Annotated in this window: 17 protein-coding genes; 10 read left to right on the forward strand and 7 right to left on the reverse strand. The window is 64.4% G+C overall.

Annotated elements, in window-relative coordinates; genetic code table 11:
- Nucleotides 1-41: 41 nt before the first annotated feature.
- From ACTHNZ_RS09855 to ACTHNZ_RS09880, 6 genes are all read right to left on the reverse strand, one after another.
- A complete protein-coding gene (locus ACTHNZ_RS09855; RefSeq protein ID WP_440542318.1) occupies nucleotides 42-1,586 on the reverse strand; it encodes a 2-isopropylmalate synthase in 1,545 nt (514 codons plus the stop codon).
- Between the two features lie 416 nt (nucleotides 1,587-2,002).
- Complete coding sequence (pssA, locus tag ACTHNZ_RS09860) at nucleotides 2,003-2,887, reverse strand: CDP-diacylglycerol--serine O-phosphatidyltransferase (RefSeq protein ID WP_440542319.1); 885 nt, start codon at nucleotides 2,885-2,887, stop codon at nucleotides 2,003-2,005.
- Between the two features lie 20 nt (nucleotides 2,888-2,907).
- A complete protein-coding gene (locus ACTHNZ_RS09865; protein WP_440542320.1) occupies nucleotides 2,908-3,546 on the reverse strand; it encodes a phosphatidylserine decarboxylase in 639 nt (212 codons plus the stop codon).
- 222 nt (nucleotides 3,547-3,768) lie between these two features.
- A complete protein-coding gene (gene ilvC, locus ACTHNZ_RS09870) occupies nucleotides 3,769-4,785 on the reverse strand; it encodes a ketol-acid reductoisomerase (RefSeq protein ID WP_102646315.1) in 1,017 nt (338 codons plus the stop codon).
- A gap of 82 nt (nucleotides 4,786-4,867) precedes the next feature.
- Nucleotides 4,868-5,359 (reverse strand): acetolactate synthase small subunit, encoded by a 492-nt coding sequence (gene ilvN / locus ACTHNZ_RS09875; RefSeq protein WP_102611725.1) that lies wholly within the window; start codon nucleotides 5,357-5,359, stop codon nucleotides 4,868-4,870.
- Between the two features lie 119 nt (nucleotides 5,360-5,478).
- Complete coding sequence (locus ACTHNZ_RS09880) at nucleotides 5,479-7,242, reverse strand: acetolactate synthase 3 catalytic subunit (protein ID WP_440542321.1); 1,764 nt, start codon at nucleotides 7,240-7,242, stop codon at nucleotides 5,479-5,481.
- A gap of 366 nt (nucleotides 7,243-7,608) precedes the next feature.
- Between ACTHNZ_RS09880 and ACTHNZ_RS09885 the strand changes: the two genes are divergently transcribed.
- The 10 genes from ACTHNZ_RS09885 (at nucleotide 7,609) to ACTHNZ_RS09930 (ending at nucleotide 15,199) form a co-directional block, all read left to right on the forward strand.
- Nucleotides 7,609-8,172 (forward strand): RNA polymerase sigma factor, encoded by a 564-nt coding sequence (locus ACTHNZ_RS09885; RefSeq protein WP_440542322.1) that lies wholly within the window; start codon nucleotides 7,609-7,611, stop codon nucleotides 8,170-8,172.
- Nucleotides 8,169-8,600, forward strand: coding sequence for a DUF3619 family protein (locus ACTHNZ_RS09890; protein ID WP_440542323.1), 432 nt, complete (start codon nucleotides 8,169-8,171; stop codon nucleotides 8,598-8,600). The genes ACTHNZ_RS09885 and ACTHNZ_RS09890 overlap by 4 nt, the downstream gene beginning before the upstream one ends.
- Nucleotides 8,601-8,621: 21 nt before the next feature.
- On the forward strand, nucleotides 8,622-9,389 hold the full coding sequence (locus ACTHNZ_RS09895) for a DUF3106 domain-containing protein (RefSeq protein WP_440542324.1): 768 nt from the start codon (nucleotides 8,622-8,624) through the stop codon (nucleotides 9,387-9,389).
- A 231-nt stretch (nucleotides 9,390-9,620) separates the two neighbouring features.
- On the forward strand, nucleotides 9,621-10,109 hold the full coding sequence (locus ACTHNZ_RS09900; protein WP_440542325.1) for an RDD family protein: 489 nt from the start codon (nucleotides 9,621-9,623) through the stop codon (nucleotides 10,107-10,109).
- 152 nt (nucleotides 10,110-10,261) lie between these two features.
- Complete coding sequence (locus ACTHNZ_RS09905; RefSeq protein ID WP_440542334.1) at nucleotides 10,262-11,200, forward strand: UDP-2,3-diacylglucosamine diphosphatase; 939 nt, start codon at nucleotides 10,262-10,264, stop codon at nucleotides 11,198-11,200.
- A gap of 25 nt (nucleotides 11,201-11,225) precedes the next feature.
- Nucleotides 11,226-12,257 carry a glycosyltransferase family 4 protein gene (locus ACTHNZ_RS09910; protein WP_440542326.1) on the forward strand — a complete coding sequence of 344 codons (1,032 nt, stop codon included), beginning with the start codon at nucleotides 11,226-11,228 and terminating at the stop codon, nucleotides 12,255-12,257.
- Complete coding sequence (locus tag ACTHNZ_RS09915) at nucleotides 12,254-12,751, forward strand: diacylglycerol kinase (protein ID WP_440542327.1); 498 nt, start codon at nucleotides 12,254-12,256, stop codon at nucleotides 12,749-12,751. The genes ACTHNZ_RS09910 and ACTHNZ_RS09915 overlap by 4 nt, the downstream gene beginning before the upstream one ends.
- Nucleotides 12,752-12,933: 182 nt before the next feature.
- A complete protein-coding gene (locus ACTHNZ_RS09920) occupies nucleotides 12,934-13,641 on the forward strand; it encodes a TetR/AcrR family transcriptional regulator (protein WP_440542328.1) in 708 nt (235 codons plus the stop codon).
- Nucleotides 13,642-13,768: 127 nt separating this feature from the next.
- On the forward strand, nucleotides 13,769-14,353 hold the full coding sequence (locus tag ACTHNZ_RS09925; protein ID WP_440542329.1) for a TIGR00730 family Rossman fold protein: 585 nt from the start codon (nucleotides 13,769-13,771) through the stop codon (nucleotides 14,351-14,353).
- 90 nt (nucleotides 14,354-14,443) lie between these two features.
- Nucleotides 14,444-15,199: an SDR family oxidoreductase gene (locus ACTHNZ_RS09930; protein ID WP_440542330.1), complete on the forward strand. Its 756-nt coding sequence runs from the start codon at nucleotides 14,444-14,446 to the stop codon at nucleotides 15,197-15,199.
- An 84-nt stretch (nucleotides 15,200-15,283) separates the two neighbouring features.
- On the opposite strand, the gene ACTHNZ_RS09935 is transcribed toward ACTHNZ_RS09930, so the two are convergent.
- The coding region (locus ACTHNZ_RS09935; protein ID WP_440542331.1) for a DUF924 family protein at nucleotides 15,284-15,502 on the reverse strand (219 nt) is incomplete at its 5' end.

Consider the following 15,502-nt stretch of genomic DNA (forward strand, 5'->3'; position numbering starts at 1 on the left):
CTCTCGCACCGAGAGCCCCGAACGACTGGCCGACCTCGCCCTCAAACGCCCTGAGGATTCACCTTATCGACGTTCGCGTAGAGCTTGTTGAGCGCGGAGATATACGCCTTCGCCGACGCGGCGACGATGTCCGGGTCGGTGCCGACGCCGTTGACGATCCGCCCGCTCTTGGACAAGCGCACCGTCACCTCGCCTTGCGCCTGCGTCCCCGTCGTGATCGCGTTCACCGAGTACAGCAACAACTCGGAGCCGCTGCCGACTTCGCCTTCGATCGCATTGAGCGTCGCATCGACGGGCCCGTTGCCGCGTGCCTCGCCCACCGTTTCCTTGCCGTCCACCGAGAACACCACGCGCGCATGGGGACGCTCGCCCGTTTCGGAATGCTGGGCCAACGCGACGAACTTGTAGTGCTCGCGCGCCTGCGCAGCGGCCGATTCCTCGGAGACGATCGCGATGATGTCCTCGTCGAAGATTTCCGCCTTGCGATCGGCCAGTTCCTTGAAACGGGCAAAGGCTTCGTTGAGCTCCGTCTCGCTATCGAGCGCGATACCGAGCTCTTGCAGACGCTGCTTGAACGCGTTGCGGCCCGACAGCTTGCCGAGAACGATCTTGTTGGCCGTCCAGCCCACGTCTTCGGCCCGCATGATTTCGTAGGTGTCGCGCGCTTTGAGCACGCCGTCCTGGTGAATCCCGGACGCGTGCGCGAACGCGTTCGCGCCGACCACCGCTTTGTTCGGCTGAACGACGAAGCCCGTGATTTGCGATACGAGCTTCGAGGCCGGCACGATCTGTGACGTGTCGATCCCGACGTCGAGGCCGAAGTAGTCCTTGCGCGTCTTCACCGACATCACGATTTCCTCGAGCGCCGTGTTGCCCGCGCGCTCGCCGAGGCCGTTGATCGTGCATTCGACTTGGCGTGCGCCGCCGATCTTCACGCCGGCCAGCGAATTCGCCACGGCCATGCCGAGATCGTTGTGGCAATGCACGGAGAAAATCGCCTTGTCCGAGTTCGGGATTCGCTCGCGCAGCGTCTTGACGAGATTGCCGTAGAGCTCGGGCACACCGTAGCCGACGGTATCGGCGATGTTGATCGTCGTCGCGCCCTCGTCGATCACCGCCTCGAGCACGCGGCACAGGAAATCCATATCCGAGCGGCTGCCGTCCTCGGGCGAGAACTCGACGTCGTTCGTGAACTTGCGCGCAAAGCGCACGGCCAGCCGGGCCTGCTCGTACACTTGCTCGGGCGTCATGCGCAGTTTCTTCTCCATGTGCAGCGGAGAGGTCGCGATGAACGTGTGGATGCGGAAGTGATCGGCCGGCTTCAAAGCGTCGGCGGCCCGCTGGATGTCCTTGTCGTTCGCGCGCGCGAGCGAGCACACGGTGCTGTCCTTGATCAGCGACGCGATCGTGTTGATCGCATCGAAGTCGCCGTTCGAGCTGGCCGCGAAACCGGCTTCGATCACGTCGACTTTCATTCGCTCGAGCTGCTTCGCGATGCGGATCTTCTCTTCCTTCGTCATCGACGCACCAGGCGATTGCTCGCCATCACGCAACGTCGTGTCGAAAATAATCAGTTTGTCTGCCATGTCATGTCTCCAGGGGGACGTTTGCGTTCGGAATGCTTGGGGATACGGAAAACGGAATTTGGGTGTTCGCGCCACCGTAGGCGACGCCAAACAACGAACGAGGCAGACGGGGGGCGAAAACGGTCAGCGCGGCAGGCGCGCTAGTGCTAGCGCGCGTAGAGGCGCACCGGCGAGAAGGGATAGAAGGGGGAAGGTCAAAATCGACATGTCGACGACTATAGCGGCATTCCGGGAATCGTGCAATCGGCCGAACATAGCGATAACCGAGCGCTGGTCCGTGCGGCCGACGCGATACCAAAGCGAGCAATATGTCGATGAGCCGCATTTGCCATATGCGACTCCTGCCGTGAGCCGTATCGGACGAGATGCGGCTCGAGCCTCTGACTATCGGTCTTAGTGCGGCCTGAGTGTCCGCCTCAGTGATCGTGCGGAACGGACCGCGCCGGATTGTCGCGTCCGCGCGCGGCCATATAGCCCCAAAACGCGTAACCCGACAGGCCGTAGAGGACGAACAGGCCGAACAGCATCAGCGGCGGATCGGACGAGACGAGCACGAACGCGACGACGACGAGCAAGATCGCCGCGAACGGCACGCGATGGCGCACGTCGAGCGCCTTGCCGCTGTAAAACGGTGCGTTCGACACCATCGTCACGCCCGCGTAGACGGTCAGCGCGAACGCGACCCACGGCAGCCAAACGAGCTTGAGCGGTACCCGGTTGTCGGTCGCGAGCCAGACGAAGCCGGCGATCAGCGCCGCCGCCGCCGGGCTCGGCAAGCCCTGGAAGAAGCGCTTGTCGACGACGCCGATGTTGGTGTTGAAGCGCGCGAGCCGAAGCGCCGCGCCCGAGCAATAGACGAACGCGGCGAGCCAGCCCCAGCGCCCGAGATCCTTGAGGACCCACTCGTACATGACGAGCGCGGGCGCCACGCCGAACGAGACCATGTCGGACAGACTATCGAATTGCTCGCCGAAGGCGCTTTGCGTGTGCGTCATGCGGGCCACGCGCCCATCCATGCCGTCGAGCACCATCGCGACGAAGATCGCGATCGCCGCGATCTCGAAGCGCACGTTCATCGCCTGCACGACGGCGAAGAAGCCGCAAAAAAGCGCGGCCGTGGTGAACGCGTTCGGCAGCAGGTAAATCCCGCGCGTGCGCAGAAATTTCTGGCGTGCGGCGCGCCGGCTCTCGGCCGGCGCGGAATCGACGCCGAGCGCCTTGTTGCGGCGAAACGGATTGCGCCGGAACGAACGCGGCATCGGTGTCGTGCCGGAACGCGGGCGACGTTTGAAAGCGGCCATCTAACCCTCCTGCCGCCGTGTCAAAGCTCGGCGAGAATCGTCGACGAGGCGAATACTTTCTCGCCGATCGACACTTTCGCGCGGCTGCCGAGCGGCAGATAAACGTCGACGCGCGAGCCGAAACGGATGAACCCGTAGCGCTGGCCGCGCGCGAGCGGCTCGCCCGCGCGCACGTAGCAAAGAATACGGCGCGCGATGAGGCCCGCGATCTGCACCGACGTGACCGTATGGCCGCTCGCGGTCAGCAGCACGATCGCATTGCGCTCGTTCTCGAGCGATGCCTTATCGATCGCGGCGTTCAGGTACGCCCCCGGGAAGTATTCGACCTTCGTGATCGCGCCATCGACGGGCGAGCGCTGCGAGTGCACGTTGAAAACGTTCATGAACACGCTGATCTTCAGCGCTTCTCGATCCGCATAAGGATCCCGCGTGGTCTCGACGGCAACGATGCGGCCGTCGGCCGGGCACAGCACGGCATTCGCTTGCATGGGGATCGGACGCGGCGGATCGCGGAAGAACTGCACGACGAAGATCAGGATCAGCCAGAACGGCCAGGCAAAACCGAACCCCGCGACCGCATGGATCAACAGCGCGACGACGGCGGCAATCGCGATGAACGGCCAGCCTTCGCGCGCGATGATCGGATGTGGGTAATTCATGGATCGTTTCGAAGTTTTTGTAAAACCACTAGGATAGCAAAAGCCGTCCCGTGCGAGACGCACGGGACGGCTTTCAAGGGGCATCGAGCGGCCGGCGGCGGCATGACACCGCCCGGCAAAACCCGGGCGCGAGGAGTGAGGCGCGCGCTTCTCCCCGCGCCGGCAGGCCTCACGCGTGGCGTAACGCGCCGTAACGCGCGCGGCCTGCCGCCGGTTCCGGTCTTAGTTCTTCGACTGATCGACGAGCTTGTTCTTAGCGATCCACGGCATCATCGCGCGCAGCTTGCCGCCGACTTGCTCGATCTGGTGCTCGGCCATCAGGCGGCGGCGCGATTGCAGCGTCGGTGCGCCGGCCTTGTTCTCGAGAATGAAGCTCTTCGCGTATTCGCCCGTCTGGATGTCCTTCAGGACGTCCTTCATGACCTTCTTCGTCTCTTCCGTCACGACGCGCGGGCCCGTCACGTATTCGCCGTACTCGGCGTTGTTCGAGATCGAATAGTTCATGTTCGCGATGCCGCCTTCGTAGATCAGGTCCACGATGAGCTTGAGCTCGTGCAGGCACTCGAAGTACGCCATTTCCGGCGCGTAGCCCGCTTCGACGAGCGTCTCGAAACCGGCCTTGATCAGCTCGACGGTGCCGCCGCAGAGCACGGCTTGCTCGCCGAAGAGGTCAGTTTCCGTCTCTTCGCGGAAGTTCGTCTCGATGATGCCGGCACGGCCGCCGCCGTTCGCTGCCGCGTACGACAGCGCGACGTCGCGCGCCGCGCCCGATTTGTCTTGCGCGACGGCGATCAGGTGCGGCACGCCGCCGCCTTGCGAGTACGTGCCGCGCACGGTGTGGCCCGGGGCCTTCGGCGCGATCATGATGACGTCGAGATCGGCGCGCGGAATGACTTGGCCGTAGTGGACGTTGAAGCCGTGCGCGAAGGCGAGTGCCGCGCCTTCCTTGATGTTGGCGTGCACTTCGTTCTTGTAGACGTCGGCGATCTGCTCGTCGGGCAGCAGCATCATGACGACGTCGGCGCCCTTCACGGCTTCGGCCACTTCCTTGACCGTGAGGCCCGCGCCTTCGGCCTTCTTCCACGAGGCGCCGCCTTTGCGCAGCCCGACCGTCACGCGCACGCCGCTGTCCTTCAGGTTCAGTGCGTGAGCATGGCCTTGCGAGCCGTAGCCGATGATCGTGACGTCCTTGCCTTTGATGAGGGACAGGTCGGCGTCTTTATCGTAGAAAACTTTCATGTCGGTTCCTTCTCGTTAATCGTATTCGTCAATTCTTCAAAAATCGCTCGCTTTCCGGCGAGCGTCGACCGGGTAGCTGGCGTCACACCTTCAAAATGCGTTCGCCGCGCCCAATGCCCGAGCTGCCCGTGCGGACGGTCTCGAGAATCACGGCGGCGTCGAGCGCTTCGATGAAGGCGTCGAGCTTGTCGCTCGCCCCCGTCAGCTCGATCGTGTAGGTCTTTTCGGTTACGTCGATGATGCGGCCGCGGAAGATATCCGCCATCCGCTTCATTTCTTCACGTTCCTTGCCGACCGCCCGTACCTTGATCAGCATCAGCTCGCGCTCGATGTGGGCGCCTTCTGTCAAGTCGACCACCTTCACCACCTCGATCAGGCGGTTCAAGTGCTTCGTGATCTGTTCGATCACGTCGTCCGAGCCGATGGAGACGATGGTAAGGCGCGACAGCGAATGGTCTTCCGTCGGCGCCACCGTCAAGGTTTCGATGTTGTAGCCGCGAGCCGAAAACAAGCCGACCACGCGCGAAAGCGCGCCCGGTTCGTTCTCGAGCAAGACGGAGATGATATGTCTCATGTTGCTTTCCCGTTTATCCAGATGTCGATTGTCCGCGGCGCCGGCCTCCCTCGAGCTCGATGAAGGCGCCCTTCGTGAGCGCGCCGGACGAGCGAATGGGCCGTGGCGCCAGTCCGTCGTTAGAGGTCCTCGGCGCCCAGCAGCATCTCGGTGATGCCCTTGCCGGATTGAACCATCGGCCAGACGTTTTCGGTCGGATCGGTCTGGAAATCGAGAAATACGGTGCGATCCTTCAAGCGCAGCGCTTCTTTCAGCGCCGGTTCGACGTCGGCCGTCTTCTCAACCCGGATGCCGACGTGGCCATACGCCTCGGCGAGCTTGACGAAGTCGGGCAGCGCGTCCATGTACGAATGGGAGTAGCGCTTGCTGTATTCGATCTGCTGCCACTGGCGCACCATGCCCAGATAGCGGTTGTTCAGCGAGATGATCTTGACGGGCGTGTCGTACTGCTTGCAGGTGGACAGCTCCTGGATGCACATCTGAATCGAGCCCTCGCCCGTGATGCAGACGACCTCCGACTCGGGATGCGCCATCTTCACGCCCATCGCCGCCGGCAGGCCGAAGCCCATCGTGCCGAGACCGCCCGAGTTGATCCAGCGGCGCGGCTTGTCGAAGCGGTAGAACTGCGCGGCCCACATCTGATGCTGGCCGACGTCGGAGCAGACGAACGCGTTGCCGTCGGTCAGCTCCCAGAGCTTTTCGACGACGTATTGCGGCTTGATGATCTCGCTCTTGCGGTCGTACTTCAGGCAATTCTTCTCGCGCCAGCCCTCGATGTCCTTCCACCACTGCGCGAGCGCTTCCGTGTCGGGGCCGTGCTCGGCATGCTGGAGCTGCTCGATGATTTCCTTGAGCACTTCCTTGACGTCGCCGACGATCGGAATGTCGACCTTCACGCGCTTGCTGATCGACGACGGATCGATGTCGATATGGATGATCTTGCGCGGACGCGACGAGAAGTGCTGCGGATCGCCGATCACGCGATCGTCGAAGCGCGCGCCGATGGCGATCAGGACGTCGCAGTTCTGCATCGCCATGTTCGCTTCGTACGTGCCGTGCATCCCGAGCATGCCGAGGAATTTCTTGTCGCTCGCGCGGTAGCCGCCGAGCCCCATCAGCGTGTTCGTGACGGGGTAGCCGAGCAGATCGGCGAACTGATTGAGCTCGCGCGACGCATCGGCCAGAATGATCCCGCCGCCCGTATAGATATAGGGGCGCTTGGCCGACAGCAGCAGCGATACGGCTTTGCGGATTTGGCCCGAGTGGCCCTTCGTGACCGGGTTGTACGAACGCAGCGAAACGGTCTTCACGGGCTCGTACTGGCACGGCGTTTTCGAGATGTCCTTCGGGATGTCGATCAGCACGGGGCCAGGACGGCCCGTACGCGCGATGAAGAACGCCTTCTTGACGGTCGAGGCAAGCTCGCGCACGTCCTTCACGAGGAAATTGTGCTTCACGCACGGACGCGTGATGCCGACGGTGTCGCATTCCTGGAAGGCGTCCTGGCCGATCGCGGCAGTGGGCACCTGCCCGCTGATGATGACCATCGGGATCGAATCCATGTAGGCCGTGGCGATGCCGGTGACGGCATTCGTCACGCCGGGGCCGGACGTCACGAGGCAAACGCCGACCTTGCCCGTCGAGCGCGAGTAAGCGTCGGCCGCATGCACGGCTGCCTGTTCATGGCGCACGAGCACATGCTGGACTTTGTCCTGCTTATAGAGTTCGTCGTAGATATACAGTACCGCGCCGCCGGGATAGCCCCAAAGCACCTCGACGCCCTCGTCGGCCAATGCGCGCATGAGCACGGTGGCACCGATCGATCCGGCTTCGTGGGGAGGAGTGGTATCCGACGTGGAGAATTCCGCGCTGGGCATGTTCATCGTTAACCTTTCGAATTTTCGGCAAAAAATTGATCGGGTGCTCTCTGCCGGGCTTATGGCTCGGGTTCAAGCGGCGCGTCCACTTTGACAGACGGACCTCATGGGCCCGCCCAAAAAGAGACAAGTCACTTATGTTGCGAACCGGAGACGTTAGCTGCTCCGCGCGCGAAGGTCAAGTGAAAGTTGTCGGGCCGGCCCAGCCCATGCACGGCCGAACCGGTCGTTTTGCGCCCGAAACAGGGTATTTCCAACCCATCGGGGCATGGATCGCCCCCGGTATCTCGAAAATTTGCTAGCATCCGCGAGTTTTACGACATTTTTCTATCGATTACGGTGCGCGCGAAAGTCTCGCGCCGCCCCCCTCGGATGGCATCAGACAAGGAACTCGCCGATTTTCTGGCGGGCGCCGAAAGGCGCGCGTTCAAGCAGACCGTCTACGCCGTGCGCGATGACGATGCCGCCCTCGACATCGTCCAGGACGCGATGATCAAGCTCGCCGAAAAATACGGCGATCGCCCCGCCGCCGAGCTTCCGCTGCTGTTTCAGCGTATCTTGCAGAATGTGATGCATGATTACTTTCGTCGTCAGAAAGTGCGCAACACGTGGGTCAGCCTGTTCTCGTCGCTCGGCAGCGGTGACGACGAAGAATTCGATCCTCTGGAGACGATCGAAGCGAGCGACGGCTCGAGCGCGGGCGTCAGTAGCGAACTGAAGCTCGAGCGCGAGCAGGTGCTCGCCTCGATCGACGAAGAAATCCAAAAATTGCCGGCGCGTCAACGGGAAGCGTTCCTCATGCGTTACTGGGAAGATATGGATGTCGCCGAGACCGCCGCCGCGATGGGCTGCTCCGAGGGAAGCGTGAAAACGCACTGCTCGCGAGCGACGCACACGTTGGCGGTCGCGCTCAAGGCCAAAGGAATTACGCTATGAGCTCCGCTCCAGAAATCAAAGAATCCGAGTTCGCGGACAAGATTTGCCGCGTGCTCGACGAAAGCACAGCCGACTTGCCCGCCGCCACGCTCGAGCGCTTGGCCGGCGCGCGTCGTCTCGCCCTCTCGCGCAAGAAGCCCGAAACCGTCGCCGCGCCGGCGTTCGTGCCCGTGCTCGCGCATGCCGGTGCGGGCGCCGCGCTCGGCCAGCCGAGCCAGCCCAAGCGCCATCTGTCGCCGCTCGGCCGCGTGCTGCGCGTGTGGCCGGTCGTCGCGCTCATCGGCGGCATCGCCGTCATCGCCTATTGGGAAAACCTGCAGCGGTCCGCCGAACTGGCGGACATCGACGCGGCCATGCTCAGCGACGACTTGCCGCTGAACGCTTATCTCGACCACGGGTTCAATGCGTACCTGTCACGGGCGCGCTAAGGCAGGCGGAGAGCGACGCCGGTGAGCTACAAGCGCGGCTTGGCCGTTGTTTTCGGATGCGCGATCGCCGCGGCGGTCGCGTTCACGGCAACCTACCCTCGATTCTTCGAGCACGCACCCGTGCACGCGACGGCCGGGGTGTCGGGCGTCGCCGCGCCGTCGCCGGCCGCGCTCACCGTGGCATTTCCCCCGCTCGCCAACGATACGAATCCGTTGTCGTGGTCGCATTTGAGCAACGCACAGCACGAAGCACTCGCGCCGTTCGCCGCGGAATGGGATACGTTCAGCGACGAACGCAAGCGCAAATGGATCAAGATCGCCGGGCGTTACGCGAAGATGTCGCCAGAATCGCAGAAGCGCCTCCACGAGCGCATGATGGAATGGATCCGCATGACGCCCGATCAACGCCGAGTCGCACGCGAGAACTATCAGGTGTCGAAGGCCCTGCCGCCGCAAGCGCGCAAGAAAGCTTGGCAGGCCTATCAGGAGCTCTCGCCCGAGCAGAAGGCCAAGCTCGCTGCCATCGGGCGCAAGCGGCGGCCTACCGTCGTGAGCGCTCCGCCGTCGGGTGAGCGCAGCGAAATCCGCGGGCTGAACCGGCTCGTGAATCCGGCGAATCCGACGCTTGGCGCAAGCGGCGCCGCAGGGGCCGCAGCCGCCGCGAGCGCCGGCGCAGCCGCGCCGGCCTCGGGCGGCACGCCGGCCTCCGGCCCCGTCAACTCGACGGTGCCGGTACCGCCCACGCCCGTCTCGCCGTCGGACGAGCCGTCTCTCTTCCGGGGCGCATGAGATGGCCCCCACGCTCACTGCGTTCGCTGTCGACCGGAGTTGGCGCTTCAGCGCTTACTCCGGTCCCATGCAAAGCTCCCCCCGAGGGGGCGCTCCGTGCACTTGGGGCGGCCCGGCGCGCACTGAGATGCCCCCCACGCTCACTGCGTTCGCTGCCCCCCGAGGGGGCGCTCCGTGCACTTGGGGCGGCCCGGCGCGCACTTCGCCGGCTCCGATCCAGACATCGATAACATGACAGCCACCGTTCCGACGATTCGCCGCCGCCTCGCCGCGCTCGTCTACGAAAGCGTGCTGCTGTTCGGCGTCGTGTTCATCGCCGGCTATCTGTTCGGGACGCTGACGCAGCAACGCAACGGCCTCACGCACCACAACCTGCTCACCGCCTGGGTCGCGCTCGTCGTCGGCGCCTACTTCGTCTGGTGCTGGACACGCGGCGGCCAGACGCTGCCGATGAAGACCTGGCGCCTGCGGCTCGTTACCGTCGAAACGGGCGAGCCGCCGAAGGCGCTGCGTGCCGTCGCCCGATATCTCGCCGCCTGGCTCTGGTTCTTGCCACCGCTCGCGCTGCATCCGCTGCTTCACCTGCCCGTGCCGGCCACGCTTGCCGCTACCGTCGCCTGGTTCGCGCTATGGACCGCCGCGGCCCGCCTCGACCCCGCTCGACAGTTCCCGCACGACCGCCTGGCCGGCACGCGCATCGTGGCTGTCGAGCGCGGCTGAGCGCAGATGTGCCGGTGCGCCGAGCGCCGATGCACTCGTAGCACGTTCGGCCCACTCTCCAAGACACGTAATAAGAAGTTCTCGTGACTGTCATGTGGCAGTCACGAGCACATGGCGCAATGTGCGCCATGTACAACTCGACGCGAGAAGCCATGGACCGCACGCCGTCCGCGACTTCCCTTCTCAGACAACTCGGCGCAAGCGTCGAAACCGTCCCCTTTCAGCCCGCGCTGCCGAGCGGCGGCCCACCGCCCCCGTCGGGCGCCAACCCCGCCGATGCGTCCGGCGATCAGCACGACGACGGCGTCGGCGAGCCGCTGCGCTACCGCACGATTTGGCTGTCGGACATCCACCTCGGATCGAGCGGCTGCCAGGCGCCGTACCTGCTCGACTTCCTGCGGCACAACGAATCGGAGTACCTGTACCTCGTCGGCGACATCATCGACGGCTGGCAGTTGAAGAAGGGCTGGTACTGGCCGCAAGCGCACAACGACGTGGTCCAAAAGATCTTGCGCAAGGCCCGCAAAGGCACGCAGGTCATCTACATCCCCGGCAATCACGACGAGGGCGCGCGCCAATTTTGCGACCTCGCGTTCGGCGACATCCACGTGCGCGGCGAAGCATTTCATACGACGCTTGCGGGCAAGCGCCTGTGGATCGTCCACGGCGATCTGTTCGACGGCGTCATCCAGCATGCGAAGTGGCTAGCCTACCTCGGCGACACGGCCTATACGGCCATCCTCGTCCTGAACCGCTGGTTCAACCGTGTGCGCAGCCGCTTCGGCCTGCATTATTGGTCGCTCTCGCAATACCTGAAGCATCAGGTCAAGAACGCCGTCAATTTCATCTCTTCGTTCGAGCACGTCATGGTCGAGGAAGCGCGTCGCCGCGGCTGCGACGGCGTCGTGTGCGGCCATATCCACAAGGCCGAGATCCGCGACGTGGACGGCCTGCTCTATTGCAACGACGGCGACTGGGTCGAGAGCCTGTCCGCCCTCGTCGAAACGCTCGACGGCGAGCTCAAGGTGGTCTACTGGACCGTCATGCGCTCGCCGGCCGCCGCCCCGCGTAAAACCAAGGCTACCGCCTAACCGCTTCGCGAACCGGACCGACCGCATGAAAATCATGATTGTCACCGACGCCTGGGAACCTCAGGTCAACGGCGTCGTGCGCACGCTGAAGAACACCACGCGCGAGCTGACTGCGCTCGGCCATCGAGTCGAGCTGCTCACCCCGCTCGAATTCCGCACGATTCCCTGCCCGACTTATCCTGAAATTCGCCTCTCGCTGCTGCCGCGCCGGCGCGTGCATGCCCGTATCGACGAGTTCGCGCCCGATGCGCTGCACATCGCCACCGAAGGCCCGCTCGGCATGGCCGCGCGCGCTTATGCGATTCGCCGCGGCCTGCCGTTCACGACCGCCTATCACACGCGCTTTCCGGAGTACGTGCATGCGCGCTTCGGCATTCCGACGACGGCCACCTACCGCTTTCTGCGCTGGTTCCATGGCCAGTCGCTGGCCGTGATGGCGCCCACCCCCGTCGTCAAGCACGATCTCGAGCAGCACGGCTTCGACAACGTCGTCCTGTGGACTCGCGGCGTCGATCTCGACATCTTTCATCCGATGGAATCGAAGGTGCTCAACACGGCGCGGCCGATCTTCTTGTACGTGGGACGAGTCGCGATCGAAAAGAACGTCGAGGCCTTTCTCAAGCTCGACCTGCCCGGCTCGAAGTGGGTGGCCGGCGAAGGCCCCGCGCTGGCCGAGCTCAAATCGCGCTATCCCGAAGTCAACTACCTGGGCGTGCTCAGCCAAGCCGAGCTCGCGAAGGTCTACGCGGCGGCCGACGTCTTCGTATTCCCGAGCCGGACCGACACCTTCGGTCTCGTGCTGCTCGAGGCGCTCGCCTGCGGCACGCCGGTCGCAGCCTACCCCGTGACGGGCCCGATCGACGTGCTCGGCGACGGCAACGCGGGGGCGATGAACGACGACTTGCGCGAGGCGTGCCTCGACGCGCTGAAGATCGATCGCACCGATGCGCGCGCATGGGCCGAGCGCTTTTCGTGGCAAGCGGCTTCGATGCAGTTCGCCGCCCATTTGAAACCGCTTCAGCGCGCCGGCGCGCGCGAGGAAAACGCCGCCGCATGAAACGCGACGATCCGCTCGTGCACGACGAGCATGACGATTCCGACACGGGCGAGGGAGTGGCGCATGAGCCGCTCTCTCCGGACGATCCGTTCGCACCGCTGCCGTTCAACCCCTATAAAGGCAACCGGGGCTTCGCGCGAGCTTGGCATGCGCTGAAGAACTCGATCGCCGGCTTTCGCGTCGCCATCCAAGAAGAAAGCGCGTTCCGCCAAGAGCTCACGCTGGCCGCGATTCTCGTGCCGTGCGGCGCGCTCGTGCCCGTCGACGCCGTTTCCCACGTGCTCTTGATCGGCTCGGTGCTGCTCGTGCTCATCGTCGAGCTCTTGAACTCGAGCGTCGAGGCGGCGATCGACCGTATCTCGCTCGAGCGCCATGAACTGTCCCGCCGAGCAAAAGACCTCGGCAGCGCCGCCGTCACCGTCGCCCTGGCCGCCTGTGTGCTCACCTGGGCGCTGATCGTCGGCCCCATCGTCGTCCGCTGGACCGGCGGCTAGCCGCTTGGGCCTCTCGCGCCGCTTTGCGGCGTACTTTTAAGGAAATTCCTACACAACGTTCGAGGAAGAGAACGACCGGTTTATAATCGCCCGACGCAGTGCCAAGATACCAACCGAGCCGGGCGCATCACCGCAGCGTCGCGCGAGCGCCGTGCGTGCCCGGCAGCACAGGGCCGGACGACATGGAAGCGAAAACTCCCCGCCGCACCCGCGAACGGATCCTCGAACTGTCGTTGAAGCTATTCAACGAAATCGGAGAGCCGAACGTCACCACGACGACGATCGCGGAGGAAATGGAGATCAGCCCAGGCAATCTCTACTACCATTTCCGCAACAAAGACGACATCATCAACAGCATCTTTGCGCAGTTCGAGCAGGCGATCGAGAAGCGGCTTCGTTTTCCGGAAGACCATCGTCCGACGATCGACGAAACTTGGTCGTACCTGCAGTACATGGCCGATTTCATGTGGACCTACCGGTTCCTCTATCGCGACCTGAACGATCTGCTCGCGCGCAACCGCACACTCGAGACGCACTTCAAGCAGATCATCAGCCACAAGGTGCGCTTCGCGAAAGAGATGTGCGAGTTGCTCGTCGCCGATGAAGAAATGGTCGCGTCGCCCGAGGAAATCCAAGTCATCGCGACGAACATGGGTGTGACCGCCACGTACTGGCTCTCGTACCAGTTCGTCATGCACCCGCGCAAATACAACGATCAGGAAGCAATTCGCGACGAGCTGCATCAGGTCAGCGTGCACGTCATTTCGATGATGGCGCCCTATCTGCGCGGCCGCTCGCGGCAATTGTTCGACGATCTGGTCTCGGGCAAGCTGCCCAAGCGCCAATTCCAGGACTACCTGCCCCCTCGCGGGAAGGACAACACTGTATGAAAGTGCCCCCACGCTCGCTCCGTTCGCTGTCGACCGGAGTTGGCGCTTCAGCGCTTACTCCGGTCCCATGCAAAGCTCCCCCCGAGGGGGCGCCGGCCTCCCTCGGGGCGGCCCAGCGGGAGGCTGTATGAAATCGGTTTGCGTCTATTGCGGCTCATCGACGGGAGCCAAGCCCCTCTATGCGCAAGCGGCGCAAACGTTCGCGCGCGCACTCGTCGAGGCGGGCTGCTCGCTCGTCTACGGCGGCGGGCGCGTCGGCCTCATGGGCGTCATCGCCGATGAAGTACTGGCAGCGGGCGGGCGCGTCGTCGGTGTCATCCCGGAGCTGCTCGTCGACAAGGAAGTCGGCCACGAAGGCTTGACCGAGCTGCACGTCGTGCCCGACATGCATCAGCGCAAGCGCATGATGGCCGATCTGTCCGATGCGTTCGTCGCCCTGCCCGGCGGCGCGGGCACGCTCGAGGAACTGTTCGAGGTGTACACCTGGGCGCAGCTCGGCTATCACCACAAGGCAATCGGCCTTTACGACATCGGCGGCTATTACGCGCCGCTCGTCGGCATGCTGGAGCATACGGTGCGCGAAGGCTTCATGCAGCAGGCCTATCTGGATATCCTCCAGATCGATGCCGACGCCCCTGCGCTGCTCGACAAGCTGCGCCGCTATCACCCGCCCGGCCGCGATAAATGGGCCACGCAGCGGGAAGTCGTCTGAGCGCTGTGCCGGTCGGGGCGAGGGCCGCCTCGAGCGTTCGTTGCATCATCGCCATCGTCGCCGTCATCTCCATTTGAGGGAGCGCTCCCCATGAATGCCGAACGCCGCGTCGTCCTCGTCACCGGAGCCGGCCGCGGCATCGGCCGCGCCACCGCCCGTCTGCTCGGCAAGCAAGGTTCGGCGGTCGGCGTGAACTACGTGCGCGATCTCGCCGCGGCCCAGGAAACGGCCGACGAAGTCGAGCGGGCAGGCGGCCGCGCGCTGCTGCTGCCCGGCGACGTCGCCGACGAAACGGCCGTCGTCGCCCTGTTCGACGAACTCGAGACGGCTTTTGGCCGCGTCGATGCCCTCGTCAACAACGCAGGCATCGTCGGGCCCTCGATGCCGCTGGCCGAGATGGACATCGCTCGGCTCAAGCGCATGTTCGACGTCAACGTGCTCGGCGCCTATCTTTGCGCCCGCGAGGCCGCGCGCCGCATGTCGACGGACCGCGGCGGGCGCGGCGGCGCCATCGTCAACGTGTCGTCGGCCGCGTCGAGGCTCGGCTCGCCGAACGAATACGTCGATTACGCCGGCTCGAAGGCCGCCGTCGATACGATGACGATCGGTCTGGCCAAGGAACTCGGGCCGCGAGGCGTGCGCGTCAATGGCGTGCGCCCGGGCTTGATAGAAACCGACATCCACGCGAGCGGCGGCCAGCCCCAACGGGCCGCCGTGCTCGGCGCCCAAACGCCGCTCGGCCGGGCGGGCCAAGCGGAGGAAGTGGCCCAGGCGATCGTCTGGCTGCTCAGCGACGCCGCGTCCTATGTCACCGGCGCGCTGCTCGACGCCAGCGGCGGGCGTTGACTGCTTCAGTTGACTGCTTCAACTACCTCCTCGCTCAGCGCAGCAACGCTCGCTCCCCTCCGAGCAGGAAATTCGCGTCGTCTCTCAGAACGAGGAGCCGGGCTCGCGCAGGAACGCAAGTTCCTCGGCCGTGGACGCACGCCCGAGCACGGCATTTCGATGCGGGAACCGGCCGAATCGCTCGATCACGGCGGCGTGCCGACACGCGTAATCGTAATAGCTGCCCTTGCCCGCAGAGCCACTGTCACGAGCCAACGCCTCGAATAGCCGCACCGATTCGCGCTGAGCGGCACGCGACTCCGC

The organism is Trinickia sp. (assembly GCF_051953955.1).
Taxonomy (GTDB): Bacteria; Pseudomonadota; Gammaproteobacteria; order Burkholderiales; family Burkholderiaceae; genus Trinickia.

Excerpts from the sequence above, each read along its gene's own strand:
- ACTHNZ_RS09915 (WP_440542327.1), top strand. The coding sequence starts at position 12,254 with ATGAAACGCGACGATCCGCTCGTGCACGACGAGCATGACGATTCCGAC.
- ACTHNZ_RS09930 (WP_440542330.1), top strand. The coding sequence starts at position 14,444 with ATGAATGCCGAACGCCGCGTCGTCCTCGTCACCGGAGCCGGCCGCGGC.
- ACTHNZ_RS09880 (WP_440542321.1), bottom strand. The coding sequence starts at position 7,242 with ATGAACATGCCCAGCGCGGAATTCTCCACGTCGGATACCACTCCTCCC.
- ACTHNZ_RS09900 (WP_440542325.1), top strand. The coding sequence starts at position 9,621 with ATGACAGCCACCGTTCCGACGATTCGCCGCCGCCTCGCCGCGCTCGTC.
- ACTHNZ_RS09910 (WP_440542326.1), top strand. The coding sequence starts at position 11,226 with ATGAAAATCATGATTGTCACCGACGCCTGGGAACCTCAGGTCAACGGC.
- ACTHNZ_RS09905 (WP_440542334.1), top strand. The coding sequence starts at position 10,262 with ATGGACCGCACGCCGTCCGCGACTTCCCTTCTCAGACAACTCGGCGCA.
- ACTHNZ_RS09855 (WP_440542318.1), bottom strand. The coding sequence starts at position 1,586 with ATGGCAGACAAACTGATTATTTTCGACACGACGTTGCGTGATGGCGAG.
- ilvC (WP_102646315.1), bottom strand. The coding sequence starts at position 4,785 with ATGAAAGTTTTCTACGATAAAGACGCCGACCTGTCCCTCATCAAAGGC.
- ACTHNZ_RS09890 (WP_440542323.1), top strand. The coding sequence starts at position 8,169 with ATGAGCTCCGCTCCAGAAATCAAAGAATCCGAGTTCGCGGACAAGATT.
- ACTHNZ_RS09920 (WP_440542328.1), top strand. The coding sequence starts at position 12,934 with ATGGAAGCGAAAACTCCCCGCCGCACCCGCGAACGGATCCTCGAACTG.
- ilvN (WP_102611725.1), bottom strand. The coding sequence starts at position 5,359 with ATGAGACATATCATCTCCGTCTTGCTCGAGAACGAACCGGGCGCGCTT.
- ACTHNZ_RS09925 (WP_440542329.1), top strand. The coding sequence starts at position 13,769 with ATGAAATCGGTTTGCGTCTATTGCGGCTCATCGACGGGAGCCAAGCCC.
- ACTHNZ_RS09885 (WP_440542322.1), top strand. The coding sequence starts at position 7,609 with ATGGCATCAGACAAGGAACTCGCCGATTTTCTGGCGGGCGCCGAAAGG.
- pssA (WP_440542319.1), bottom strand. The coding sequence starts at position 2,887 with ATGGCCGCTTTCAAACGTCGCCCGCGTTCCGGCACGACACCGATGCCG.
- ACTHNZ_RS09865 (WP_440542320.1), bottom strand. The coding sequence starts at position 3,546 with ATGAATTACCCACATCCGATCATCGCGCGCGAAGGCTGGCCGTTCATC.